The organism is Corynebacterium aquilae DSM 44791 (genome assembly GCF_001941445.1).
Lineage (GTDB): Bacteria > Actinomycetota > Actinomycetes > Mycobacteriales > Mycobacteriaceae > Corynebacterium > Corynebacterium aquilae.
The window spans coordinates 536171-562591 of sequence record NZ_CP009245.1 but is presented as its reverse complement, the minus strand read 5'-3'; the positions used below and the strand labels follow the sequence as shown (position 1 = coordinate 562591).

The following is a 26421-nucleotide window of genomic DNA, read 5'->3' as shown; positions in this document are numbered from 1 at the left end:
AAACCGCGGTGGGCCCCATGGTTTCCCATGGGGCCCACCGCGGTTAGCGCATAATTATTTGTTGCGCTGAGACAGTCCTAGCACTGCCAAGCCGGCACCGAGCGCGGCGCCGAGGCCGACGAACGCACCCGCCTTGGGGGTGGCTGCCGGAGCGGCGACGTCCTGACGGATCTGAATCACGGCCGGTTCCGGTGCTGGCAATTGTGCCTCGGCCAGCGATTGCTTAGTGGTTGCAGCCCACGCAGAGCAATACAACAGGATGCGCCAGATGAAAAACAACAGCACCATCACACCGATGATCGGACCGAAGGTGGCGCCTGCCGGGTTTTTCAGGGCGCTGGAGAAAAACACGCTACCGAGCTGTTTGAACAGCTCGAAGGCAACGGCACCAATGATCGCAGCTTGGGCGGCGGACTTCTTCGGAACCGTGCCGCGGGGCAGGGATACCAGCAGCCAGAAGAACACAATGTAGTTGGCGAGCAAACCGACGACGATGGCAACCAGGCGACTGATCCACTCGATGCCCGGCACGTCTTGCAGGTGAGCCAGCTCAATGAGGTGTTCGGTCAGCCCAGAGGAGCCGATAGCGGTGACACCGAAGGCGATAATCAGGGCGACCAGGAGGCTGATCAGGGCGACGAGGTCGCGCAGCTTGTTCAGCACGAAGTTGCCGCCGGTGGGGTCGTACTTCCAGATTTTGGACACGCCGTAGCGCAGGTGGTTCATCCAGCTGAGGCCGGACCACAGGGCGGTGGCGGCACCGATACCGGCGACAGCACCGCGCTGGTGGATGGCGGTGTCGACGATTTCGTTGACTTGGTTGCCGACCTCACCAGAGAGGTTGTCGCTGATGAGCTGCTGCAGGTTGGCGAGGTCTTCGGGGCGGGCTGCCAGGACGAAACCGGCGGCGGCGAAGACCAGCATGAGGATGGGGAATACCGACAGGACGGAGAAGTAGGTAATGCCGGCGGAGTATTGGTTGCCACCCATGGTGGCGTAACGCTCCTGCATCAGCATGAGGTGGTCAAACCACTGGTGCTTGTCTCGAAGCTTGTCGATGAACCCGGGTTCATCTTTACTTACTCGCTCGATGCCGTACTCGTCAGTGCGGGACATGGTGTTGTTCGTCTGCTCCTGTTGGGCCGCACGGTTCGGGTTGTGCGGCTCGGGTGGTTGTTTTTTGCACGGGGTTTGCCGCCCGTGGGGGCGACTGTTCGTGCACGCCATGGGCGGGTTAGCACATGTGCGTGGCGGTGGTGTGCAAAGTTCGCATTAGACAGTAGCGACAAACCCCATTGATGGCATAAATCCCCCTGTTATTTACCCCCTGTGTGAGATACAGTTATTTTTACTTCTTTTCATCAAGCGTTGCGCTCATAGTGGCCGGCGCGTTTTTCGAAAGGTGGTCGATGATGCTCGCGACCAATTCGGGTGTGCAGGTTTTTGGCGCCGCCAACTTATCTGCGACCTCCCCGGCGCTGGGCGATGCCCTTTGGTCTTTGGTGCCGGTTGTGGTTCTGCTTGCCCTGGCTGTGCTGCACGTGGTGGTGTGGTATCGGCTGTACCTTTTCGAGCGGGCACGCAGCGGCGCGTCTACTGCCTTTTGGCTGACGGTGGCGAGTGTGCTGATTCCCGGCGCGCTGTGGCTGTGGGTGTTGGCGCGGTGGCCGCTGCGGGGGCAGTGGTTGTCGGCAAAAACGCAGTGGCATACCAACGTCTAGCTGGCCAACGGATTGCGAAAGCCCCACGAGCAGGTGTTGCTGGTGGGGCTTTGTGCTGGGATTTTAGCGCATCCGGGGTAGGAATCCGACGCGTTCGTAGACGTCGGCCAGGGTCTTGGAGGCGATGCTGCGGGCGCGGTCGGCGCCTTGGGCGAGGACGCGTTCGAGTTCTGCGCGGTCGGACATGTACTCGTCGTACTTGGCCTTCAGCGGGGTGGTGAATGCTTCGAGGGCGTCGGCGGTGTCGGTTTTGAGTGCGCCGTAGCCTTGGCCTTCGTAGCCTGCGACGAGGTCGTCGATGCTCTTGCCGGTTAGTGCGGACTGGATGACGAGCAGGTTGGAGACGCCCGGTTTGTTGTCCTTGTCGTAGGCGATGACGCCGTCGTTGTCGGTGACGGCGGACTTGATGCGCTTGGCGGAGACCTTCGGTTCGTCGAGCAGGTTGATGATGCCCTTGGGGTTGGAGCCCGACTTGCTCATCTTGGAGGTGGGTTCCTGCAGGTCGTAGATTTTCGCTGCGCCTTCGGGGATGAAGCCTTCGGGGACGACGAAGGTTTTCTTGTACCGGGAGTTGAAGCGTTCTGCCAGGTTGCGGGTGAGTTCGATGTGCTGGCGCTGGTCTTCGCCGACGGGTACGAGCTGGGGGCGGTAGAGCAGGATGTCTGCGGCCATCAGCATGGGGTAGGCGAATAGGCCGGCGCCGGTGCGGTCGGCGCCGCGTTTGGCGGACTTGTCCTTGAACTGGGTCATGCGGGAGGCTTCGCCGAAGCCGGTCATGCAGGTCAGGACCCATCCGAGTTCCGCGTGCTCCGGGACGTGGGACTGGACGAACAGGGTGGACTTGTCGGGGTCGATGCCGAGTGCGAGCAGCTGGGCCACGCCTGCAAGGGTGCGGTGGCGCAGTTCTTTGGGGTCCTGGTCCACGGTGATGGCGTGGAGGTCCGGGATGAAGTAGAAGGCGTCGTAGGTGTCCTGCAGTCCGATGAACTGGCGGACGGCACCCAGGTAGTTGCCGAGGTGGTAGGAGTCGCTGGTGGGCTGGAGGCCGGAAACGACGCGCTGCTTGGGGCGTTCGGTGGTGTCGGGCCCGGTGGTGGGGGCCTGGTTTTCGGTGGTGGGGTTCGCTTCGGAGCTCATGGTTTTTTAAGTGTAGTCCTCTGCTGTGGGTTGCTTGTCGCTGGGCTTGGGTCAGTTCTGTTGGGTGGTCATCAGTCCGTCGACTTCGACGTCTTCTGCTATGTCGCTGGCGGTGATGGCGTCGATGAAGGCGCGGGTTTGTTCGGGGGTGAGGGTGGTGTTGGCGCGGACGACGACGGAGCCGAGGCTGTTGACGTAGATGTCTTCGAGGGTGATGCCGGTGGTGGTGGATGCTTCTCGGGCGGCGTCGATGGTGGGTTGGGGGTTGGTGTCGTCGCTGGGGTGGATGATGAAGCCGGTGGCGGGATCACCGAGGCCGTCGTCGGGGAGGGGTTCGGTGGCGGGTTCGCGGAGGTGTTCGCCGGTGGCGTGTCCGCCGGGCTGGGGTGGGTGGAGTTCGGTGGAATCTTGCGGTGTGTCTGCGGGGGCGGTGGTGGGGGTGTCTGCTGGTGGGGTTGCGGGTGTGTTGGTGGTGGGCATGGGGTGTGCGGTGGTGTGGGGGGTGCTGGTTGCGGTGGGGCTGGTGGAGTGGGTGGTTGGGTCTGTTGGGGTGGTGTCGGGTGTGTGGGTGCAGCCGGCGAGGAGCAGTGCGCAGCCAAGTAGTGTCGCGTGGCGGGGTGTGGTGCGGTGGGGCATGGTGGTCTCCTGTCGGCTGTGGGTGGTCTTGGTGTCAGTGTAGGGCTGGGGTGGGGTGGGTTTTGGATGTGGAAAGCGCCGCACCGGTTGCTTGGCCGGTGCGGCGCTGTGGGGTGCTAGTAGTAGCTGATGATGTAGCGGCTGGGGGCTAGGGTGCGGTTGGTGTAGTAGTAGCGCGGGTAGTAGCCGCCGTAGTTGCCGTAGTTGTAGCCGTAGTAGGGGTTCCAGTACCCGCGGCCCGGGTAGTAGGGGTTATACGGGTAGTAGGGGTAGCTGGGGTACCGGTAGCGCGGGTAGCTGGGGTATGTGGGGTAGGTGGGGTACCGGTAGCGGGGGTAGGTGGGTTGGGGCCGGGTGGTGGGCCGTGGGGTGGTGGTTGGGGTGGTCGTGGTGGGTTTGGGTGCGGGTGCCGGGGTGGTGGTTGGCTTGGGTGCCGGTGCTGGGGTGCTGGTGGGTTTGGGGGCCGGTTGTGGTTTGGGCGCGGGTTCCGGGGTGGGTTCGCGTGGTGGTTCAGCGGGGGTGGGTTCGGTGGGGGTGGGGGTGGCGTCTTCGCCGAGGGCTTCACGGACGGCGGCTTCTGCGTCGATGAGTCCGGTGCCGCATCCGCCGTTGCAGTTGCCGGGCAGTTCTCGGGTGGTTTCTTTGAGGATGCGTTTGATGTCGGCTGGGGTGAGGCTGTCGTCGGCTTGGCGGATCATGGCGGCGACTCCGGAGACCAGCGGGGTGGCCATGGAGGTGCCTTGGAGGTAGTCGTAGTTGGGTTTGCCGGGGGTGGTGAGGCCGTCGTTGAAGGTGGACAGGATTTGGTCGCCGGTGGCGCGGTCACCGCCGGGGGCTGCGAGGTCGACGTTGTCGCCGTAGTTGGAGTAGTAGGCTTTGGAGCCGGTTTCGCCGGTGGCGGCGACGACGAGGACGTTGTTGCAGCTGGCGGGTTGGTAGCCTCGGGCGTTGCGGCCGGCGTTGCCGGCGGCGACGATGACGGTGGCGCCGGCGGCGGTGGCTTTGTCGATGGCTTTTTGGTAGGTGCGGGAGCATTGGCCGGGCCCGCCGAGGCTCATGTTGATAATGTTGGCGGGGGTGGGGTTGTCGGGTACTCCGGGGACGTGTCCGCCGGCGGCCCAGACGACGGCGTCGGTGATGTCGGAGAGGTTGCCGCCGCATTTGCCGAGGGCGCGGATGGGTTGGACGCGGGCGCCGTGGGCGACGCCGGTGATGCCGGTGTTGTTGTCGGCGATGGCGGCGATGGTGCCGGCGACGTGGGTGCCGTGCCAGGAGGAGTTTGCGCCGTGGGTTTTTTGGCATTCGCCGGCGCGGAACCAGTCGCCTTCGTCGGTGGGGTCGTTGTCGCGGCCGTCGCCGTCGCGGGCGGTGCGGGCGTCGGAGACGAAGTCGTATCCGGGCAGGATGTGGTCGTCGAGGTCGGGGTGTTTTTGGATGCCGTTGTCGATGACGGCGATGACTTGGCCTTCGCCGTTGAGTCCGTAGTCCCAGGCGCGGTCGACGCGGGCGCCGTCTTCGCCGTGTAGGCCCCAGAGTTTGTCCCAGCGGGGGTCGTTGGGTTCGCTGGCGATGGTGAGACGCACGTCGGGTTCGATGTATTCGACGTTGTCGCCGGCGGCGAGGTCTTCCATGAACTCTTTGGCTTGTTGGGCGTCGAGTTTTTTGTCGGTGGAGACCACGATGTCGCCGGTGGCGGTGGCGCTGACGTCTTCGGCGGTGACCCCGTTGGATTCGGTGGCGTCGTCGAGGACGTCTTCGATGGTGCCTTCGGGGTCGATTTGTGCCGCCGGTGCCATTTCCTCTTTGACGGAGACGATGAAGCGGTCGACGCCTTCTTCTGCGTCGTCGTGGTCGGCGCTGTGGGCTTCGAGGTTGCGGTCCGCGTTGCTGTGGTGGGCAATGTCCGCGTCGGTGGCGATCGCGGTGGGTAGTCCTGGGGCGCTGATGGTGGCGGCACTGGTGGCCAGTGCTGCCAGTAGCGCGGCGGCGCGGGTGGTGCGTCGGCTTCGCCGGGTCATGGTGGGCCTTTCCTTCCACTTCCCTGCTGGGTCGGGGCGTGGTGATCGGGGTCAGGGGCGGGCAAACTTCGGGTGCCGCAGAGGTGCTGCAGCACGAGCGCACCAGATATTACTTAGGTTTTTCTTATGGAAGCAACGCTTTGGGAAGGCATCTGCCCCCGTCGTTTCCACCCTGGAACAACCATCTTCCCCGTATGCTGCACCTTTGCTGCTTCGCGTGGCAGCGGGGTGTGAAAAAATTACCCCCACCGCACCCGAGCGGGTGAGGTTTTTGGATGCTTTTTGGCGCCCTTTTTTTCACATGCGTCTGGCCCCCACCCGTTGTCGGATGAGGGCCAGTAAGTGGCGCGCGCACCCATAGCGCGCGCAGTAGTTTTTTTTAAAAGTCGTAAGTGACCACCAGCGGGGAGTGATCGGACCACCGCAGGTCATAGGCGTCGGCCTTGGCCACCCGTGCAGATGTTGCCCGATCCAGGAGGTCTTTTGTTACCGCCTGGTAGTCGATGCGCCACCCGGCGTTGGTGTCGAAGGCTTGACCCCGGTAGGTCCACCAGGTGTAAGGCCCATCGCCTTCGGGCTGCAGGCGTCGCGCCACGTCGAACCACTGCGGATCTTGCGCCACAGTGCGCGCCCGCGCGGCAGCGGTGGGCTGGTAGTCGACCGCGCCCAAAAACTCTCCTGCGCTGATTTGCGGGGCGTCCTCGGGGAAGGTGCCGAACACGGAGTCCATGAAGGCGCGCTCGTCAGCCAAAAAGCCCGACTTTTTCATGTTCGCCTTGTCGTTTTTCAAATCTTCCCGGCGGTGGCAGATATTCCAGTCACCACCGATGACCATCAGCGGGTATTGATCGGCTAGCGCGGACAGGGTGGGCCCGAAGGAATCCAGGAAGGCGTATTTTTCGTCTTGTTTTTCCGTGCCGGCGCTGCCCGATGGCAGGTACAGGCTCGCCACCCGCAGCCCCTGTGCGGGGCAGTCCCCGCCGACGGTGGCGGCGATAAAACGGCCCGCATCCTCGAACCCGTCGATTCCAACCTGCACGTCGAGAAGCGGGAAGCGGGACAAGATACCCACCCCGGCGCGGCCTTTCGCGGCCGCCGGGGCGCCCGCGTAATGCCAGCCTTCGTCCAGGGCGGGCGCCAGTGCCGCGCGGGTTTGCGCCTCATCGGCGCGCACTTCCTGCAGCAGCACCACGTCGGGCGCATCGGCGTTGAGCCACTGGTGGAATCCCAGGTTGGTTTCGCTGCGGTGTTTGACCGCCGCGCGAATTCCGTTGACATTAACAGTCGCAATCTTCACAGCCATGCCGACAAATCTACCTGCCTGCCCGCTCCGCGCGGCGGCGTGCCAGGGACGCCGGCACAAACACCATGATCGCCACCGCCGCCATGGCCGCACCCGCCAGGGCCGGGGCCTGATAGCCGAAGCCGCGGGCAATGACCGCGCCACCCAAAGCCGCGCCACCCGCGTTGGCCAGGTTCAGGGCCGAGTGGTTCAGCGCCGCCGCCAAGGTTTGGGCATCACCGGCGGTATCCATCAGTCGGATCTGCAGCGCCGGCACCAGGGTGGACCCGAACATGCCGATCAGGCCGAAGTTGATAGTTCCCAGCCACGGGTGCGCGGAGGTGAAGTAGAACGACACCAGGGTCACCACGATCATCACCAAGGCGAAAGCGATAGCGAATTCCACGTTGCGGTCCGATAGGCGCCCGCCCAGGCCATTACCGATGAGCATGCCGACGCCATAGGCCATCAGCACCACCCACATCAAGCGCTCCGGCACGCCGGCGTGCTCCGTCATGGTCCAGGAAATATAGGTGTACACGGCAAACATGCCACCAAAACCCACCACCCCGACGGCCAAAGTCAGCAGCACCTGGGGGCGGGTAAAAGCTTTCAGTTCCGTAATTGGGCTGGTCGGCTTCATGCGCACCATGTGGGGCATCAGCCCCACCAGGGACACGAAGGTGACCACGCCAATGGCGGTCACTAAGGCATAAGCCCACTGCCATCCCACGTGCGCGCCCAGCGCCTGGGCGGCCGGAACGCCCGCCACGGTCGCAATCGCGAAACCATAGCCCAAAAACGCAATCGCCCGACCGCGCTTGCCATCAGCAGCCATCGAGGCGGCCGACAGGCCCGCCACGGAGAAATACGCGCCGTGCGGCAAGCCGGCGAGAAAACGCGCACCTAACAACAAGTGGTAGCTGTGCGCCAACGCGCTCAGCCCGTTGCCCACCACAAAGGCGGCCATCAGCACGATCACCAGGCGGCGGCGCGGAATGTGGCCCGTCAAGGTTGCCACCAGTGGGGCACCCACCACCACGCCCATCGCATAAGCGGCGATGATATTGCCCGCCCGATCCTCGGAAATGCCGAAATCGTCGGCGATCATCGACAACAAGCCCATGGAGACGAACTCCGTGATGCCAATACCGAAGCCACCCAGCGCCAGCGCCAACATCACAATCGTGCGTCGCCGCTCGCTGATATCGGTCTGGCGTGGCACCCGCGGCGCAGCCTGGGTAGCCTGCCGGGCCGGTGCCGGGGCGGAATCCACCACGGTCTTCACAGTTTTCGAATGAGCTTTTTTCTCCACCCGGGCAGGCTACCGTGCCACACCCCGAAAAGACCACCAAAAACCGAGGTGGCGCCGCCAATCCGTGACGGATGCGACAGCGGGTAGCCGGGGGTGAGCCAGCCCCCACACCCCCATCGGACGCGCCCCGGCCCCCACCATCCGCACAGTATTCGCGGCATTGCGGTATTGCGGTATTGCGGTATCCCCGCCCCGCCCAGCACCAGCCAACGTCCGACCAAACACCGACCAGCCACCGACCAGCCACCGCTTCACCACCTCCCCCACCCCCAACATGGCGGTGTATTAGGACACACTTTGCTGGGTTTGCTCCCCCAATTTGCCCCACACCGGTGCCCGGACAGGTATTCTGTAAGGCCGTATCATCAACCACCATTGGGAGTTGTTTTGGCAAAGATCATTTACACCCGTACCGATGAGGCTCCGCTTCTCGCGACCTACTCGCTCAAGCCCGTCGTCGAGGCCTTCGCCTCCACCGCCGGCATCGATGTCGAAACCCGCGACATCTCTCTGGCAGGACGCATCCTGAGCCAGTTCCCGGACTACCTGGGCGAAGACCAGAAGGTCGCCGACGCCCTGGCTGAGCTCGGCGAGCTCGCTAAGACTCCGGAAGCCAACATCATCAAGCTGCCGAACATTTCCGCCTCCGTGCCGCAGCTGAAGGCAGCCATCGCTGAGCTGCAGGGCCAGGGATTTGCGCTTCCCGATTACCCGGACAACCCCTCCACCGACGAGGAAAAGGACGTTCGCGCCCGCTACGACTCCGTCAAGGGCTCCGCCGTGAACCCGGTTCTGCGTGAGGGCAACTCCGACCGCCGCGCCCCGATCGCGGTGAAGAACTTCGCTAAGGCTCACCCGCACCGCATGGGTGCTTGGTCCAAGGACTCCAAGACCAACGTCGCCACCATGGCTGACAACGACTTCCGCCACAACGAGCAGTCCGTCATCATGCCGGCCGACGACACCCTCACGATCACCCTGGTGGGCAACGACGGCTCCGAAACCGTCCTCAAGGACGGCCTGAAGGTGCTGGCCGGCGAGGTCGTCGACTCCACCGTCATGCGTGCCGCCGCCCTCGACGAGTTCCTCGCCGAGCAGGTCAAGCGCGCCAAGGACGAAGGTGTGCTGTTCTCCACCCACCTCAAGGCCACCATGATGAAGGTCTCCGACCCGATCATCTTCGGCCACGTCGTCCGCGCCTTCTTCGCTGACGTCTACGCCCAGTACGGCGAGCAGCTGCTGGCCGCCGGCCTGGACGGCGAAAACGGCCTCGCAGCCGTCTACGCCGGCCTGGACAAGCTGGACAACGGCGCCGAGATCAAGGCCGCCTTCGACAAGGCACTCGAGCAGGGCCCGGCTGTTGCCATGGTCAACTCCGACAAGGGCATCACCAACCTGCACGTCCCCTCCGACGTCATCGTTGACGCCTCCATGCCCGCCATGATCCGCACCTCCGGCCACATGTGGAACGCCGCCGGCGAAGAGCAGGACACCCTGGCAGTGCTGCCGGACTCCTCCTACGCAGGCGTCTACCAGACCGTCATCGAGGACTGCCGCGCCAACGGCGCCTACGACCCGGCCACCATGGGTACGGTCCCCAACGTCGGTCTGATGGCCCAGAAGGCCGAGGAGTACGGCTCCCACGACAAGACCTTCAAGATCCCGGCAGACGGCACCGTCAAGGTCACCAACGCCGCCGGCGAGACCCTCATGGAGCACACCGTCGCCACCGGCGACATCTGGCGTGCATGCCAGGCCAAGGATGCCCCCATCCGCGACTGGGTCAAGCTGGCCGTCACCCGCGCCCGCCTGTCCGGCATGCCGGCCGTGTTCTGGCTCGACCCCGAGCGCGCCCACGACCGCAACCTGATCACCCTGGTCGAAAAGTACCTCCCGGAGCACGACACCGAGGGCCTGGACATCCGCATCATGTCCCCCGTCGAGGCAACCCAGTTCTCCATCGACCGCATCCGCAAGGGCGAAGACACCATCTCGGTGACCGGCAACGTGCTGCGTGACTACCTCACCGACCTGTTCCCGATCCTCGAGCTCGGCACCTCCGCCAAGATGCTCTCCGTCGTCCCGCTGATGGCTGGCGGCGGCCTGTTCGAAACCGGTGCCGGCGGCTCCGCCCCGAAGCACGTCCAGCAGCTGGTGGAAGAAAACCACCTGCGCTGGGACTCCCTCGGCGAGTTCCTGGCACTCGGCGAGTCCCTGCGCCACTTCGGCAACACCGACGGCAACACCAAGGCTGCCGTCCTGGCCGACGCCCTGGACAAGGCCACCGAGCGCCTGCTCAACGACGGCAAGTCCCCGTCCCGCAAGGTCGGCGAAATCGACAACCGCGGCTCCCACTTCTACCTGACCACCTACTGGGCAGATGAACTGGCCAAGCAGACCGACGACGCCGAGCTCGCCGAGATCTTCGCCCCCGTCGCCAAGGAACTGTCCGACAACGCCGACGCCATCGCCGCTGAGCTCCTTGAGGTTCAGGGCAAGGCCATCGACCTGGAGGGCTACTACAACCCGAACGACGCAAAGGCCACCGCAGCAATGCGCCCCTCCGAGAAGTTCAACTCCATCATTGATGGCCTGAAGAAGTAAATCTTCTTCCCTTCTCCCCCACGGCCAGCCCCGGTACCGCACCTGCGGTGCCGGGGCTGGCCTTTGTCATACCCGCCCACGAAATCAGCACCACCTCCCCACAGCGACGCACCTATGCTCAGCTGCCCAAAACAGACTGCTTTTCGCCCTAAAATTCCTCGGGAAGGTGTCGCCGCAACCTGAGGTGGACGCGCGGCGGTCTTTACAATGGTGGGCATGAGTGTTTCCCGCCGGTTCGTTTCGAGCTTTCTTGCCGCCTCGCTTGCTACCTCCACGGTGTTCCTGGGGGCCGGGGCGGCGTCGGCGTACGACGTGACCCCCGACCTGGATGCTGGGGTGTGCCGCGTCGATCCGCGCCAAAAAGACTCCGACGTCTCCGAGTTCTGGACAAAACTGCGCGAAGACGCCGTCAACCAGCGCCTCGAGGAACTCGACCACGACGACCCCGGGCTCAAAGAAGCCATTCACGCCTACGACATGAACGAGCCCGGCGCCGCCACCCCCGCAGAACTCCAGGAACGCATCAAAGCCACCGGCTCCCCCGAAGGTTTGGGCATGTTCATCCCCCATCGCACCGAAGCCGAAGACGGCATCGGGGACCAAGCCGGCGACAAGATGGAATACACCCCCGTCGAAGCCCGCGCCGCCGCCCGCGCTATCAGCGACGAGCCCTCCAACGCGCCCCAAGACGCCCTCAACAAGCAAGCAGCCACCAGCCACCTGCGCATCGACGAAATCACCGCGGAACTATTCTCCCACCGGCACAAAGAATACGACCGCACCCAATTTGAACTACGCGACAACCTCAACGCCTGCGCCGACGACGTCGAAGAAGGCACCAAACCACAGTGGTGGGCCGGCCCATGGGGCATCGTTGTCGGCATCGGCGCAGTGCTGGCGCTAGTGGTTGTCCTCCGCGGGATCTACAACTCCCGTAAACCTAATCGACACCACAAAACAAACTAAGCTGTCTAATTATTTTTAGTGCTTTTACCTGCTAGTATCCCAAAAAATAGACAGAGCTGTTTGCGCTAGACCGAGCTGTCCATTAGTGTGGTGAACTATCGCCGTAGAGCACACCCTCTAGCAAGGGTTTGCTCCGGCCCATGAAACCTCCACCCGGAACCACACAGACAGCAAAAGGACAGCCACGATGCCGAAGTACGACAACAGCAACGCCACCAACTGGGGACTCGAGACCCGCTCTATCCACGCAGGACAGCCCGTCGATTCCGACACCGGCGCCCGCAACCTGCCGATTTATCTCACCTCCTCCTACGTCTTCAACTCCGCCGAACACGCCAAGCAGCGTTTCGCCCTGGAAGACGCCGGCCCGGTCTACTCCCGCCTGACCAACCCCACCGTCGAGGCCGTCGAAAACCGCATCAACTCCCTCGAAGGCGGCGTCCACGCTGTTCTGTTCGCCTCCGGCATGGCTGCAGAAACCGCCGCCATCCTCAACCTGGCCAAGGCCGGCGACCACATCGTCGCCTCCCCGCGCCTCTACGGCGGCACCGAAACCCTGCTGGCCGTCACCCTGCCGCGACTTGGCATCGAGACCACCTTCGTTGAAAACCCCGACGATCCCGAGTCCTGGGCCGCAGCAGTCAAGGACAACACCGTCGCCTTCTACGGCGAGACCTTCGCCAACCCCCAGGCCGACGTGCTGGACATCCCCGCCGTCGCCGAGGTCGCCCACGCCAACCAGGTCCCGCTGATCGTCGACAACACCCTGGCCACCGCCGCCCTGGTGCGCCCCCTTGAGCTCGGCGCAGACATCGTCGTCGCCTCCGTCACCAAGTTCTACACCGGCAACGGCTCCGGCCTGGGCGGCATCCTGGTCGACGGCGGCAAGTTCGACTGGACCGTCGAACGCAACGGCAAGCCCGTCTTCCCCGACTTCGTCACCCCGGACCCGGCATACCACGGCCTGAAGTACGCCGACCTCGGCGAAGCAGCCTTCGGCCTGAAGGCCCGCGTCGGCCTGCTGCGCGACACCGGCGCCGCCCCCTCCCCCTTCAACGCATGGGTCACCGCCCAGGGCCTGGACACCCTGTCCCTGCGCGTTGAGCGCCACAACGAAAACGCCAAGAAGGTTGCCGAGTTCCTTGCCGGCCACGACAAGGTCACCAAGGTCAACTACGCCGGCCTTGAGGACTCCCCCTGGTACGCCACCAAGGAAAAGCTGGGCCTGAAGTACACCGGTAGCGTGCTGTCCTTCGACATCGACGGCGGTCAGGAAGTAGCCTGGGCATTCATCGACGCCCTGAAGCTGTTCTCCAACCTGGCCAACGTCGGCGACGTGCGCTCCCTGGTGGTGCACCCCGCAACCACCACCCACTCCCAGTCCGATGAAGAGGGCCTGACCCGCGCTGGCATCAACCAGTCCACCATCCGCCTGTCCATCGGCATCGAAAACGTCGACGACATCATCGCCGACCTGAAGGCTGCCTTCGACGCCATCTAAGGCATAACTCCTCCCCTACCTCCCCACGCGACCCTGTCGCCTGGGGAGGTTTTTGGGTTAACCCCCAAAAAGCTTCAGGGCGACCGCATCACGCGGTCGCCCTGAAACCTTTTGTACTCAGATAAGCCGATGCAGCTTAGCGCGGCAACAGCGCCTGCAGCTCAGCCGGAAGCGGAGGCAGCTGCACAGCCGGAAGCGGAGGCAGCTGCACAGCCGGAAGGCCAGCTACGGCGCCCATCTGAGAAACGATGAAGGCGATGACGCCAACCAGGCCCGCCAGACCCAAAGCAACACCAACGCTGGAGCCATTAACGGAGTTGGTGTTCTGCTTGTTCGGATCACTCGAGCTCACACCCTTGTGACGCATTTCGGCGGAAGAATCAGAAGACGACTCTTCCCACACCGGCTTAATGTGCCCTTGCGCCGGAGCCAAGCAATCGCCGGAGTTCTCTACCTGCAAGACAGCCTCAGACAGCTCGTCCTCGCCCGGCTCATAGCGACCAGCGGACAGGTCCTTCGCACCCTTGTCAGCGATGACCTTCATCTTGATGGATTGAGCCTTCGCAGCCTTATCGAAGGGCGCATCGAAAGTGACCTTCGCGATCACTGCATCCTTGCCATCAGCGTTGGCGTCAACCTTTTTACCGGTCCAACCGCGCACCTGGTAGGAGCCGAGGATTTCACCCGTGGTTTCCGAGGTGATCTTCAGCTTCAGGTCGTGGATATTGGTATCCATACCAAGTCCGCCACCAGGCCCTAGTCCTTTATAGGCAGTCAAGTGCAGGTTGCCGGCGAAATCCAACTCGTTGCCGGGAGTATTCCAATAGCTTCCGGCAGGGTTTTTACCGGGATACGTCACCGGCCCCTTCGGAGCATTGAAGGTTGCGCCTTCAGTAGCCGTGACCGTGCCATCGGCAAACTGAGTTTGAATGTGAGACAGGAAAGAATCCTTGAAATTCCACAGCAGGGTGGTCTTCGTGGTCTGCACCTGAGATACATCGGTACAGGTGTTTTTCTGCTCGTCTGCCATAGCTACGGGGGCGGTAATGAGCGAAGCAGACAGGGCCAGGCCGCTACCAAGTGCGACGATCGCGGGGCGCATGCGCATAGAAATTGCTCCTCTTAAAGTGACTGCACACAAGGGATGAATCAGTGTGCAGCAACACTGAGATTGTTGGGGATCTCCCCTAGGAAAGCTCCGCCGAGACGATGACCGCCCCAGAGATCCTTCATAGGTTTGACATACCTTTCAGAATAAACGAACGCTCGTCATCACACAGCAAAACGCCGACCCCAAAAGGGGGCCGGCGTTTTTAAAAGATTCGCTCTGTGAGCGTTTGCGATGTGTTCTCTAATGAGTCACATCAATCGCCTAGGAGATTAGGCGGGGAACTTCGGCAGCATGCCGTTAGCGGTAGCCCACTGGAACAGAGCTGCCAGAGCAGCACCGATCACGCCGAGCACAGCGAGGATGCCCAGAACGCCTGCGGAGCCCTCAGGCTTCTTCTTGTCGGAGGACAGCTCGTTGTTCACAACGTTGACGGTGGAGCCAGGCTTCTTGGTGTTGGAGGGGTTCGGGTTCTTGTCCTTGTCCTTGTCCTTGTCGCCCGGGGCCGGGGTCTGGTTCTCGCCGCCCGGGGCAGGGTTCTCCGGAGCCGGGGCAGGAGCAGGAGCCGGGGCAGGGTTCTCCGGGGCGGGAGCCGGGGCAGGAGCCGGGTTCTCCGGAGCCGGAGCCGGGGCAGGAGCCGGGGCAGGGTTCTCCGGAGCCGGAGCCGGGGCAGGAGCCGGGTTCTCCGGAGCCGGAGCCGGGGCAGGAGCCGGAGCCGGGTTCTCCGGAGCCGGAGCCGGGGCAGGAGCAGGAGCCGGGTTCTCCGGGGCGGGAGCAGGCTTCTCCGGAGCCGGAGCAGCAGAGGAGGAAGGACTCGGCGCAGCCCCCTCAGCGGCGAAAGCCGGGCCAGCGAACAGTGCGCCACCCAGGGCGGCAGCAGCGATAACGGTAGAGACGCGTGCGAGACGTGCCATGAGAAACTCCTAAGTTAGTTTTGTGTGCCGTGGCCTCTAGAGAGACACCTCAGCAAGCTGTATTTTTTCCATCGTGGAAAATACATTGCGATCCAATCCCCGGGGCAGTAACTGACGAATCAAATGTCGCCCGCTTCACCAAGACAAAGAAAAAGCACCCCTAGATGGGGCATCTATCCCTCCTGCCAGGCTTCGCTTCCTGCGACCCGAAGGTATAACCCAACCTAAATGCGCTCTACATCACTGTCAAGCACTTTCGAGAAGGAAGTTTTTAGAGCACCCCCGACTAAAGGAAATAAAAACGGAAGATAAAATTTCACTTACCAAACTCTTTTATTCACTCACCCCCATAGCTACCCCCAAACATCTGACGCGCGAAGAAAACACAACACCCTGATTTTCTAGGCTCGATGCATAAATATCATTTCGACAGCTAGCGAAATCACTTCTCCAGCAGCTCCAATAGCGCCCCTATCATTCAGACTCGCCTTTCACTTCGGCATCAACCCCCTCACCCCCACAAAAAATCGCCCAGCATCAGTGATACTGGGCGATATTGACTAGAGAGTCGTCTTAGCGGGGTGCAGGAACCAGGCCCTGGGAAACTGCCCACTGGAACAGGCCGGCGAGCGCAGCGCCAACCAGAGCGATGATCGCAACGATACCGACGCCACCACCTGCGGAGGAGCCGTTATCCTTACCGGGCTGCTCCTTGCCGGGATCCTTCGGGGTAACAGGCGGAACGACAGGCTTGCTCGGTGCGGGGGTGGACTCAGTCTCCTTGGCCAGGCCACAACCCTTAGCCTCGATGGAGACGGCACCCAATTCGCGACCGGCATCATAGGTCGGGAAGATCTTTACGGAGTCCGTGTTCTTATCGAAGGTGGTGGTGCCATTAGCGGCAACATCCTTGCCACTAAGATCTGCCGCGGGGCTCAAAGCCATGTTGGCGACCTTCACACCATTGCCGTTGATCCAATCACCCATGGGCGCGCTAGCGTTAAAGTCCTTGAATTCGCGCGCGCGGAAATTGGTGGCGATCTCGCCGGTCTTTCCATCCTTATCGATGGTGAAGGAAATGTCGGTCAGGGTGGTGTCCATCTTGCCCTCGTGGCCGGTGGAGTGAACCTTACCCTTGGTCACGATAGTGACCTTGCCATCCTTGGAAGCAGCCTTGGTTTTGGCACCATCGATATCGAAGGTGATGTTCTTACCCTCAAGCTTTGCGCCGTCAGTAACCTCCAACTTATTGCCCATTTTGGTGGAGTAGCTGATGAAGCTGGGGCTGATCGGCCAGGAGATGGAACCAGAGCAGGTGCCAGCCTCAGCAGCGAAAGCCGGAGTGACGGTCATACCTGCAACAGCAGCGGTGGCCGCAACTGCAGCAAGACGGGTAAAGCGAGAGGTCATTGAAGACTCCTTCAGAAAGTTTTTTTGGGGGTCAGTCGAAGTAACGCCGTAGGTCCAATCGGCGCCCCATCCCCAACATCCCGCTCGATGAGCATCCACCAGGTGTTGAGCGAATGCCCAGCAGACTGGGAGCAGGTCGAAGATAGAGCAGCCTAAGCATTATTTCTGCCACTAGTCTTCCTATAGTGAGCTAATCAGTCAAGCTTTCCCTAAGTGTCAATTGTCACATACGCGGTGGTACGGACCGTGACATGGACTTTATGCAGAAAAAGCTCATACAGGCGGTAGCTGCATTCCCAACTGCAACCCCGTGGTGTGCTCACGGGACACGTGCCCGCGACGCGGAACGACATGGGGAATCAACCGGGATGGATCGCCCGGATCCGGGACCTGATTGACCGCGATCTGCCAGCCGTATACCTCGCTCAAGATCGTGTCCACGTACACGTCTTCAACACTTCCCTGCGCGGCAATAGTGCCGTTGCCCAGGCACACGATGTCATCGCAATATGCTGCGGCGGCGTTGAGGTCGTGCAGCACCACAATCACCGCGGCACCAGCGCGCGCCATCGCACGCATCAGGCCCAAGGCCTGCTCCTGGTGGCCAATATCCAACGCGGCGGTGGGTTCATCCAAAAACACCACCGGGGTTTGTTGTGCGAGGACACGCGCCAACGCGACGCGCGCCCGTTCACCGCCTGACAAGGTCATGACGTCGCGGTGAGCCAGGTGGTACACCTCGGTGGCTTGCATTGCGGCATCCACCACGGCGTCGTCATGGGCGCTGCGCTCCGTGCCACCCCACGGCCGGCGCCCCATCTCCACGACGTCTCGTACGAGGAAAGAAAAAGACACCCCGACGTCTTGCAACATGACCGCGCGACACTGCGCCAGGTGCCGAGCGCTGGTGGCATAGGGGTTCACCCCATTGAGGCTGATGGCGCCGGCAGCCGGGGCGCGGTCGCCAGCCAGCGCGGCCAGCAAGGTGGACTTACCCGCACCGTTGGGGCCAATCAGGCCGACCACCCGGCCAGCGCGTGCCGTCATGGAGATTTCTCGCAGGAGGGTCTTGTCCCCCACCGTGATGGTCACCCCGGACACATCAATCATGGCCGGGCCACCAGCTGCCGGCGACAGCTGATTTTCCGCCGGCATGCTGTCGGCGGCGTGCTCTTGTCGGGCGTGTCGGCTCACGCGTGCGCTCCCTTTTTCATCATCCGGCGCAACAAAACGAAAAACGTCGGGCCACCCACCAGGGCCGTGAAAATACCGATGGGAAGATCCGCATAGTCAATAACGGTGCGGGCTGCGATATCAGCCAGCCCGATTAACACGGCACCGGCCAGCGCACTCGCGGGCAACAACACCTTGTTGGAAGGTCCGGTAATGCCGCGCAGCAGGTGAGGCACGATGAGCCCCACAAAGCCGATCAGCCCCGCATAGGCCACCGCGCCGGCTGTCAGCAAAGTGGCGGCACCGATGGCAGCAATGCGCAGGCGGGCAACGTTGACACCGATGTGGCCGGCAGCCCGGTCGCCAAGCGCCAGCAAATCCAGTCGGCTACCCAGCCGCAGCGACAAAGCGATACCCACAATGACGATCGGAACCACCACGACCACGTGCTTCCACTGGGTGCCGTTGAGGGAACCCATCTGCCAGAAGATGATTTGTTCGCGGGAGGTCGTGGGCGCCAGGTAGACCATGAAGGAAATCAGCGCGGCACACACCGCGTTGATGGCGATACCGGTGAGGATCAGGTTGACCACTTGCACCCGACCGCCGAAGCGTGCCATCTGGTAGACCGCGACGGTGACCACCACGGCGCTGATGAATGCAAACAGCGGCACCGTGGATGCGCCGATGAAGTTCAGTCCGAAAACGATCGCGACAGCGGCCCCCACGCCCGCACCGGAGGTCACGCCAATAACACTCGGCTCGGCCAGTGGGTTTGCGAAAACGGCCTGCATGAGCGCGCCGGCGACACCAAGGGCGGCTCCGACAACCAGGCCTAACACCAGGCGGGGCAGGCGAATGTTCCACACCACCGAGTGGGCAATTTTTTCCGGCCCCGCAGGAAGCGTGGCGTGGGGGCCTTGGGTGACGAGGTGAAACAGTTGCCCTGCAGACAGGTTGTACTGCCCCATCACGATGCTGGCCACCACGGTGGCCAGCAGCAGCGCCACCAACACAATGAACAAGACTGTGCGGCGTGTGGTGCGCGCGGCGAAGACGTCCTTGGCGAGCGTCGTGTGCGGGGTCGCAGGCGTCGCGGTTCCTGCCGGATCAGCAGCAACTGATTCGGCTTTGGTGGCGGTGGTTTTGGGGGTAGCCATGGAAGTTTTCAGCAAAGCCTTGTGGTGGGTGGTGGTGTCGGGTCTGCGCGGGCGGGGTGAGGCCGCGTTTTAGTTCAGCTCGTTTGGGGTGTACACCGCCTGCGCGGTGCGCAGGAGCACTTCGCCGGTCATCGGCCCGTAGGCCAGGGATTGGCCGTCGGGCAGGGTGACGACGCGCTGGTTTTGGCCAGCGGTGGTCTGGGCGACGCCGGGGCGCTGCAGGAGACCATCAATGCCGCCGGTGGATTCCAACCCATCGCGCATCATGATGAACACGTCGGGGTTGAGTTTGGCAAGAGCTTCGGCGTTAGCCGGGACGGTGTCTGACAAACCCGCTTCGGCGGCCACGTCGACGCCGCCGATGCCTTCGATCAGGTCGGTCGCGCCGGTGCCTTTACCGAGGATGAAGAACACCCCACCGTTACCACGGGCGTAGAGGAACGCCATGCGCATTGGGTTGTCAGCAGGGGTGATCTTCTTGATCGCTTCCACATCGGCATCCACGTCGGCAACGGAGCGTTCGGCGAGTTTCTTACCCACTTCGGGCAATCCGACCACACCGGCAACGTCGTCAATGTCGGAGGCCACCGAGGCGATGGTGCGTTGCGGCTCCATCACGACGACAGTCACGCCGGCGTCACGGATTTGGTCGATCGCGTCAGCCGGGCCGATGGAGTGATCCACAATCACCAGGGTGGGCTGCAGTTTCAGGATGGCTTCAACATTGATGTTGTGTCCGCCCTGGGTGACCACGGGAAGTTTGTCGAGGCTCGGTTCGGTGGAGGAGACGGTGCGCCCCACAATGTTGTCGCCCAGCCCCAAACCCAGCAGGGTTTTGGTGTAGGAGCCGTAGATGTCGAGGGCGATGATGCGGGAGACGTCGGTGACGGTCACGTCGTAGCCGTCGGCGTCGGTGAGTTCGACGGGAAGCTGCGGGGTGGGGTTGTTTTCCACCGGGGTCGGCTCCGAGAAGTCCGCCACCTCGGTCACACCGGTCAGGGTGTGCGGATCGGGCAGGTCGCCCGTGTTCTCCACCTGCTGGCGGATTTCGGCATCGCTAGATGCCTGGCTGGAGTCTTCGCCATTGCTGCAGGCGACGAGGCCGAAAGCGGCGGTGCTGCCGGCGAGTACTGCGGCGAGCGCTCGGACGAAGGGGTTCAAAGCTGGTGTACGCACGATGCTGAAAAGCTGCTTTCGTTTTACTCGGGTGGGTGTGGCGGACTGTTGGGGCTTAGGCCGGGTTACGCAGGGCGAAGCTGCTGATGGCGCCGCCGCCGACGATGAAGGCGGCTGCGACTAGCAGGCCCGCGGTCACCGGGTCGAGCCCGGCGGTGGTTGCGGCTTGTGATTCGCCGGAGTTTTTAATTTTGAAGTTCTTGCTGGCAGCGCCCTGTTCGGGCAGCTGCGGGGCGGCGATATCGGCAGCGTCACCGCCGCTTTCGCCGGCGACGGGAAGCCCGGCTTGTTCTGCCTGTGCAGTACCTTCGGCGCGGACTTCGCTGGCGTTGGTGCCGGTGGAGACTCCGGCGATGGCAGCCCCGGAGGCGCCGGAGCCTTGGGCGGCGGCGCAGTCGGCGGCACCGCCGAGAGCGGCGTTAAAGGACAGGGGTGCCAGTGCGGTGCCGGCGTCATAGAAACCGGCAAAGGCTTGGGAGCCGGCCGGGGTCAGAGTGACTTGGCTGGTGGTTCCGCTGACGGAGGTAGGGGTGACGTTGAGGCTGCTGAATGCCAGGTCGGCGAGGGCCACACGCCCAAAATCAGTTCGTTTTCCGCTCATGTCGGAGGAGGCGACCGTGGCCACGAGGCTGCCGCGGCTGCCGTTGAACACGATTTCGGGGTTGGCGATCATCAAGTCCAGCTTGCCGCCGTGTCCGCTGAAGCGGACGCCGCCGGTGTAGCCGAGGCTGCCGGATTTGGCGGCGGTGTTCACTGCCCCCTTGGCGCCGGAGAAGTTAAATTGTCCCTGGTTGTAGGTGGTGTTTGAGGTGGCCCAGGCACCTTTAGCGATGGATCCGGAGATGTAGCTCAAAAAGGAGGATTTCACTCCCCACCGCATCGCGGTGGAGGTGACAGCTTTGACGTCGCCGGCGGCACATTCTGCGCCCCCGGTGGCTGCACCCTGGCCGGCGGTGCTGGCGCCGGCGGTGGTGGCCGCGCTGTCGGTACCACCGGTTGTTGTGGTGTTCCCGGAGGCTGCGGTGTTTGCGCCGTCTAGGGTGGGGATCGCGGGAGTGGCGTCGGTGTTCTCCCCTGCGCCGCCGGCCTTGGGCTGGGTGCCCGTGTTGGTGGTGGTGCGGTCGCCGCTGCGCTGTGACCCTTGGGCGCTGGCGGTGGTTGCGGGTTTGCCGCCGCGGATGCGCTGCGCCAGGGCGTCGGCGTTATCCATCATGCTGGTGCCGGATTTAAAGCTTTCCCCGGAGGCGAACATCGCGTTGTTGAGTTCTTTGATGGTCTTGATGTCATCGGAGTCGGTGTCCCAGATGCGCAACTCTTGAGTCTTGGCACCGGAGGTGCCCCCGGAAGTACCGGAGGACTTTGAGTCACCGCTGACGCTGCTGCTTGCACAGCCCGCGGCGTTGACCTCGCCGAAAGTGTTCGCGAATTGGTCTTCGCTGGTGTAGAAGCCGCCGAACATTTTCAGCCCGCCGTCGGCGATCTTGGTGGTGCCGGCCAGGGACACTTCCCCACTATCGAAGTTTGGGGTGTTGTTCAGCTGGATGGTGGCGATTGTTTCATCGTCGCCAGAGATTGGCTCCTTCGGCTTCAGCGAGCCGGGGTCGACGCTGCTTGCCTGATAGTCGGCGATAATTTCCGCGGTGCTGCCATGGACGTGGACTTTCCAGTCGCTCATGGTGATGTCCAAGAGGTATTTTCCGTCTTCCTCGTGGCCATAGAACGACAATTCGCCCGGCAGCTCCAAGGTAGCTTCGTCGGCGGATTTTTTATTGATGCCCTCGATGTCGAAGACGAACTGGCTGCCGTTATCGCCGACGCCGTTGGTGTTCCATCCGCCTTTAGCGATGGGGGATTTCAGATAACTACGGAAAGAGTCCTTCAACGCCCACTCGAAGGTGCCACAGGTCGCGGCGTGGGCTTGGGGGGCGATGAAGGGCGACAACGCCATCGCCGCAATCACGGCGCCAGAAAGGCACATGCCGGAACGTGCAGTGGCAGTAACTCGTGTCATGGTTTCTCTTTGCGTGTCGTCGTGGAAGGCTGTGTATAAAGGCAAGCACCCGGCAAGTGGCAAGTGGTCCTAAAACCTTTAGGCACCGGGAATCAGCTTCGGGGCGCGCGGTGTACTTTCGTTGGGGCGCAAATTCGCGAGGACGCGAGTGACCTGCCCTAAAGACAATGGTTGCCACTCGGGTTGCCACTCGCGCACTTTTGGTTTTGCCAAAAGAACATCCTAAGATTTTAGCGTAGCCTTAACAACTACTTCACAGTAGACTAAATGCACCTAGTGCGCCTAGTCAGTCCAGCCCTACTCAAACTTTTTGAGGACACCCCAGCCTACCCATGTCTACCCCAGTTACAGCGGATTTCTCAGCGCTTTACCCGGACATTGATCCCGCCACCCCCATTCCTGCCCGCCTCCCCGAGAGGGCCGGCATGGCCGCTGGCGCCGCTGTCTGCGCGGGAGGCATCGCCATGTCCAACCTTCTTGTCGCCGGCGTCGGCGCACTGTTGTGCGTGATTGCAGCGCTCGCCGCCGCCCAGTCTCCACTGCGCCGCGTCCGCGCGGAGGCCAAGGCCCGCTTCCCGCAGGCCGGCTGGGCGGAAAACTCCCGCATCAAGCCCACTTTCGTCCTTGCCCTGGTGTGCATCTGGGTCATCGTCGCGATCGTGCCTGCCTTTTCTTTCTTGGCGGTTGACGCCACCGATGCCACCTGGTGGGCTGTGGCCAGCGCCCTCATCGCCGCCATCGGCGTGTGGTTTTTACCCGGCCTGCACCCGGTGTGGACGCGTTCCCGAAACACCCAACGCGACGTGGATTCTGCCGCCGCACACTAGCCGGCCCCCAAAGCCGGCACTCGCAGCCGCCTTTTCCAGCGCCCCGCCCACAACCTTGCGATCACCGCTAGGTTGGCCGGGGCGTTTTTCACGTCCTCTCCCCAGTGTCGGCCACGGCGCCCTGGGCCCTAGTCCAGGCCCTCCAGCAGTCCGCGGTGTCAGAAGACCTACCCCACGGTGGAATAGACAGAGCGGTACAGATATAGTGGGCTGCATTGGTCTGCCCCACCGGCAAACCCTCACCGAAACCCCAAGGACTCCGACCACCCATGCAGTTTCCTTCCGCACCCGGCACACCCGCCACGCTGCCCATCGGTAGTTTCACCACAGAAGCCGGCGCCGTCATCGACGACTGCGTCATCGCCTACCACTACTGGGGCACGCCCCAAGTCGACGCGGACGGCCACAGCAACATCATCCTCGTCGAACACGCCCTGACCGGCGACTCGGACGCCGCCACCTGGTGGGCTGATCTCATCGGCCCAGGCAAGGCCTTCGACACCGAGCACTATTGCGTGATCTGCACCAACGTCATCGGCGGCTGCAGCGGGTCCACCGGACCGTCCTCCCCACACCCGGACGGCAACGCCTGGGGCTCCCGCTTTCCTGCCTTATCCATCCGCGACCTCGTGCACGCCGAAGCCCAATTCCTCTCCACCCTCGGCGTCCACCACGTCCAAGCCGTCGTCGGCGGCTCCCTCGGCGGCGCCCGCACCCTGGAATGGACCCTGCTCTACCCCACCTTCATGGACGCCGCCCTCGTGCTGGCGGTCTCCGCACGCGCCAGCGCCTGGCAAATCGGCATCCAGCAGGCACAAATCGGCGCCATCACCCAAGACGCCCACTGGCACGGCGGCGACTACTACGCCACCGGCACCATCCCCGCCGAAGGACTAGCCAACGCCCGGCGCATCGCCCACCTGACCTACCGCGGCGAACTCGAACTCGACGAGCGCTTCGGCGCCGACGCCCAAAGTGGCGAAAACCCGCTCGGCGCCTTCATCGACCCCCACCAGCGTTTCGCCGTCAACAGCTACCTGGACTACCAGGCCGACAAACTCGTCAAACGCTTCGACGCCGGCAGCTACGTCATCCTCACCGAAGCCCTCAACCGCCACAACATCGGGCTCGGGCGCGGCGGGCTCAACAAAGCCCTATCGTCCTCTCAGGTGCCAACCATGATCGCCGGCGTCGACACCGACATCCTTTACCCCTACCACCAGCAGGAACATCTCTCCCGCAACCTGGGCAACCTCATCGGCATGGCAAAAATTGTCTCCCCCGTCGGCCACGATGCCTTCCTGACCGAATCCCGGCAGCTCGACACCATCGCCCGCCGCTTCCTGCACTACATCACCACCCACCCGCACAACGACGGCCCGGCCGGCAGCCCCCGCGAACCCCTCATCAACCTGCGCGGAAAATAACCCAATCCCACCGGCACCAGCTTCCTGCGCTACCGCAGGTCAGCCTGGTGCTTTTTGATCAGGCTAACCGCTGCCCAAAGAGTCCACGCTCAGGGCCAAAAACACCAGCGCCGAGCCCAACACCGCAGTAAACGCCATATCGAAGCGGCGCGAACGCACCGCCAAAATACCCATCACCCGGGAATCACAGGTCGCGCGCAGCAGCGTCAACCACAGCATCGCCACCCCCAACGCGAAAGATGCGCGCCGCCAGTGGTCAGTCAACGCCCACACCCCCGACAGCGCCAGGCACACCACAAACACCGCAATGCCCGCCCACTGCGCGGCCACCGGAAAAACCGATGGCTTTTGGCGGCGGTCATGCGGATTACGCAGCATGGCGTCAAGCTTGTGCGTGGTGTGCGGCATGAGTTCAACGACGCTTTCAGCGAAAAAGATGGGCAAAACAATAAAGCGGGGGCGCTTGGTGAAAGTCTAGAGCCTAGCGCAACACACAAGGGCGCCTCGCACCGGGTCTCACCCCTAAAGTCCAGGGGGCCGTTTCGGCGCGAGGCGCGGCGAAAAGAAAACGGCTAAGAGGACAGGCCGGCGGCTTTTTCGGCGCGCTCAACCACATTGCGCACCAGGAAAGCACGCGTCAGCGGGCCCACCCCGCCGGGGTTCGGGGACACCGCACCAGCGACCTCCCACACATCGGGGTGCACATCCCCTGCTAGTTTGCCGTCCACGCGGGACACTCCCACATCCAGCACCGCAGCGCCCGGCTTGACCATGTCCTTGGTCAGCATGTGGGCTTTACCGGCCGCAGCGATGATGACATCCGCCTGCAAGGTCATTGCTTTCAGATCACGGGTGCCGGTGTGGCACAGCGTCACCGTGGAATTTTCGCTGCGGCGGGTCAGCATCAAACCGATGGGTCGGCCCACCGTGACGCCACGACCAATGACCACCACATGCGCGCCATCCAACTCCACGCCGAAGCGCTTCAGCAGGTGAATAGAACCATTAGGGGTGCACGGCAGTGGTGCATCCTCGTTGAGCACCAGCTTGCCCAGGTTCGTGGGGTGCAGGCCATCAGCGTCCTTATCCGGGTTGATGCGGGCCAGCACCGCGTTTTCATCCAGGTGCTTCGGCAACGGCAACTGCACGATATAGCCCGTGCATGCGTCATCGTTGTTGAGTTCGTCAATGACCGCGTTGAGTTCTTCCTGAGTCACGTCCGCGGGAAGATCCTTGCGGATGCTGTTGACGCCGATCTGTTCGCAGTCGCGGTGCTTCATCTTCACATAAGCGTGCGAAGCAGGATCATCGCCAACCAGCACGGTTGCCAACCCCGGGGTAATTCCCCGGGCTTTCAACGCGTCGACCCGGCGCGCCAGGTCGGCGAAGATTTCGTCGCGGTACAGCTGTCCATCGAGTTTGAGTGCAGTCACGTGGGTCATTCTACGAAACTGTTGCTTGGTGCTGCACGTGGGCGGGGGTGGGGTTGGTTGGGTGGTGGCCTAGACTTCTCGGTTGTGAGAAGTGTTTCTGAGTCTGTTGCTGTTGCCGGTTGTGCTGATCCTTTTGTGCATGTTGTGTTTGATCGGCCGTGTATTCCTCCGAATACGGGTAATGCGATTCGGATGTGTGCGAATACGGGTGCGCATCTGCATTTGGCGGGCCCGTTGGGGTTTGATTTGGAGGAGAAGAATTTGCGCCGGGCGGGGTTGGATTATCACGATTTGGCGCGGGTGAGTGTGCATGAGGATTTTCGGGCGGCGTTTGATGCGTTGCCGGGGGCGCGGGTGTTTGCGTTTACGGCGCACGCGGAGGTGCGTTTTACTGATGTGTCGTATGTGCCGGGGGATGTGTTGTTGTTTGGGACTGAGCCGACGGGCTTGGGTGGGGATGTGTTGGGGGATCCGCGGGTGACGGAGTGTGTGCGGTTGCCGATGGTGCCGGGGAATCGGAGTATGAATTTGTCGAATGCTGCTGCGGTGGCGGTGTTTGAGGTGTGGCGGCAGTTGGGTTTTGTGGGTGGCCGTTAGGGGTG

Annotated in this window: 22 protein-coding genes; 7 read left to right on the top strand and 15 right to left on the bottom strand. The window is 62.9% G+C overall.

Annotation, left to right across the window (positions count from 1 at the left end; all coding sequences use genetic code 11):
• Positions 1-54: 54 nt before the first annotated feature.
• Positions 55-1116: a YhjD/YihY/BrkB family envelope integrity protein gene (locus tag CAQU_RS02460; protein ID WP_075724921.1), complete on the bottom strand. Its 1062-nt coding sequence runs from the start codon at positions 1114-1116 to the stop codon at positions 55-57.
• 293 nt (positions 1117-1409) lie between these two features.
• Here CAQU_RS02460 and CAQU_RS02455 point away from each other — a divergent pair, with 293 nt between their 5' ends.
• A complete protein-coding gene (locus tag CAQU_RS02455) occupies positions 1410-1721 on the top strand; it encodes a hypothetical protein (protein ID WP_075724919.1) in 312 nt (103 codons plus the stop codon).
• Between the two features lie 63 nt (positions 1722-1784).
• Here the strand turns inward: CAQU_RS02455 and trpS are convergent, their stop codons facing one another.
• From trpS to CAQU_RS02430, 5 genes are all read right to left on the bottom strand, one after another.
• Positions 1785-2858: a tryptophan--tRNA ligase gene (trpS, locus tag CAQU_RS02450; RefSeq protein WP_075724917.1), complete on the bottom strand. Its 1074-nt coding sequence runs from the start codon at positions 2856-2858 to the stop codon at positions 1785-1787.
• A 51-nt stretch (positions 2859-2909) separates the two neighbouring features.
• Positions 2910-3494, bottom strand: a complete 585-nt coding sequence (locus tag CAQU_RS02445; protein WP_157108863.1) for a hypothetical protein — start codon at positions 3492-3494, stop codon at positions 2910-2912.
• Positions 3495-3610: 116 nt separating this feature from the next.
• Entirely contained in the window at positions 3611-5512 is a 1902-nt protein-coding gene (locus CAQU_RS13165) for a S8 family peptidase (protein WP_075724913.1), read from the bottom strand.
• Between the two features lie 379 nt (positions 5513-5891).
• Positions 5892-6809, bottom strand: a complete 918-nt coding sequence (locus CAQU_RS02435; RefSeq protein ID WP_211276144.1) for an exodeoxyribonuclease III — start codon at positions 6807-6809, stop codon at positions 5892-5894.
• Positions 6810-6825: 16 nt separating this feature from the next.
• Positions 6826-8073: an MFS transporter gene (locus CAQU_RS02430; RefSeq protein WP_245797278.1), complete on the bottom strand. Its 1248-nt coding sequence runs from the start codon at positions 8071-8073 to the stop codon at positions 6826-6828.
• Between the two features lie 423 nt (positions 8074-8496).
• Here CAQU_RS02430 and CAQU_RS02425 point away from each other — a divergent pair, with 423 nt between their 5' ends.
• The 3 genes from CAQU_RS02425 to CAQU_RS02415 all read left to right on the top strand — a co-directional run bounded on the left by CAQU_RS02425 (position 8497) and on the right by CAQU_RS02415 (position 13180).
• The gene (locus CAQU_RS02425; protein WP_075724907.1) at positions 8497-10713 is read left to right on the top strand and encodes an NADP-dependent isocitrate dehydrogenase; all 2217 of its coding nucleotides are present in this window, start codon (positions 8497-8499) and stop codon (positions 10711-10713) included.
• Between the two features lie 216 nt (positions 10714-10929).
• Positions 10930-11679, top strand: coding sequence for a hypothetical protein (locus CAQU_RS02420; protein ID WP_157108862.1), 750 nt, complete (start codon positions 10930-10932; stop codon positions 11677-11679).
• 187 nt (positions 11680-11866) lie between these two features.
• The gene (locus CAQU_RS02415) at positions 11867-13180 is read left to right on the top strand and encodes an O-acetylhomoserine/O-acetylserine sulfhydrylase (protein ID WP_075724903.1); all 1314 of its coding nucleotides are present in this window, start codon (positions 11867-11869) and stop codon (positions 13178-13180) included.
• A gap of 136 nt (positions 13181-13316) precedes the next feature.
• On the opposite strand, the gene CAQU_RS02410 is transcribed toward CAQU_RS02415, so the two are convergent.
• The 7 genes from CAQU_RS02410 to CAQU_RS02380 all read right to left on the bottom strand — a co-directional run bounded on the left by CAQU_RS02410 (position 13317) and on the right by CAQU_RS02380 (position 22132).
• Positions 13317-14288 (bottom strand): HtaA domain-containing protein, encoded by a 972-nt coding sequence (locus CAQU_RS02410; protein WP_075724900.1) that lies wholly within the window; start codon positions 14286-14288, stop codon positions 13317-13319.
• 272 nt (positions 14289-14560) lie between these two features.
• Entirely contained in the window at positions 14561-15202 is a 642-nt protein-coding gene (locus tag CAQU_RS12915; protein ID WP_211276128.1) for a hypothetical protein, read from the bottom strand.
• A gap of 573 nt (positions 15203-15775) precedes the next feature.
• A complete protein-coding gene (locus tag CAQU_RS02400) occupies positions 15776-16612 on the bottom strand; it encodes an HtaA domain-containing protein (RefSeq protein WP_075724898.1) in 837 nt (278 codons plus the stop codon).
• A gap of 273 nt (positions 16613-16885) precedes the next feature.
• Complete coding sequence (locus CAQU_RS02395) at positions 16886-17767, bottom strand: heme ABC transporter ATP-binding protein (RefSeq protein WP_084563134.1); 882 nt, start codon at positions 17765-17767, stop codon at positions 16886-16888.
• A gap of 35 nt (positions 17768-17802) precedes the next feature.
• On the bottom strand, positions 17803-18945 hold the full coding sequence (locus CAQU_RS02390) for a FecCD family ABC transporter permease (RefSeq protein ID WP_084562707.1): 1143 nt from the start codon (positions 18943-18945) through the stop codon (positions 17803-17805).
• Positions 18946-19014: 69 nt separating this feature from the next.
• Positions 19015-20106 carry a heme/hemin ABC transporter substrate-binding protein gene (locus tag CAQU_RS02385; RefSeq protein ID WP_075724894.1) on the bottom strand — a complete coding sequence of 364 codons (1092 nt, stop codon included), beginning with the start codon at positions 20104-20106 and terminating at the stop codon, positions 19015-19017.
• A 70-nt stretch (positions 20107-20176) separates the two neighbouring features.
• The gene (locus CAQU_RS02380; protein WP_075724892.1) at positions 20177-22132 is read right to left on the bottom strand and encodes an HtaA domain-containing protein; all 1956 of its coding nucleotides are present in this window, start codon (positions 22130-22132) and stop codon (positions 20177-20179) included.
• A gap of 332 nt (positions 22133-22464) precedes the next feature.
• Between CAQU_RS02380 and CAQU_RS02375 the strand changes: the two genes are divergently transcribed.
• On the top strand, positions 22465-22959 hold the full coding sequence (locus CAQU_RS02375; protein ID WP_075724890.1) for a hypothetical protein: 495 nt from the start codon (positions 22465-22467) through the stop codon (positions 22957-22959).
• A gap of 269 nt (positions 22960-23228) precedes the next feature.
• Positions 23229-24386, top strand: coding sequence for a homoserine O-acetyltransferase MetX (gene metX, locus CAQU_RS02370; RefSeq protein WP_075724888.1), 1158 nt, complete (start codon positions 23229-23231; stop codon positions 24384-24386).
• Between the two features lie 63 nt (positions 24387-24449).
• Here the strand turns inward: metX and CAQU_RS02365 are convergent, their stop codons facing one another.
• Positions 24450-24794, bottom strand: coding sequence for a DUF3017 domain-containing protein (locus CAQU_RS02365; RefSeq protein WP_075728303.1), 345 nt, complete (start codon positions 24792-24794; stop codon positions 24450-24452).
• Between the two features lie 164 nt (positions 24795-24958).
• The gene (locus CAQU_RS02360) at positions 24959-25819 is read right to left on the bottom strand and encodes a bifunctional methylenetetrahydrofolate dehydrogenase/methenyltetrahydrofolate cyclohydrolase (RefSeq protein ID WP_157109029.1); all 861 of its coding nucleotides are present in this window, start codon (positions 25817-25819) and stop codon (positions 24959-24961) included.
• 84 nt (positions 25820-25903) lie between these two features.
• Here CAQU_RS02360 and CAQU_RS02355 point away from each other — a divergent pair, with 84 nt between their 5' ends.
• The gene (locus CAQU_RS02355) at positions 25904-26416 is read left to right on the top strand and encodes a tRNA (cytidine(34)-2'-O)-methyltransferase (protein ID WP_075724885.1); all 513 of its coding nucleotides are present in this window, start codon (positions 25904-25906) and stop codon (positions 26414-26416) included.
• Positions 26417-26421 lie beyond the last annotated feature (5 nt).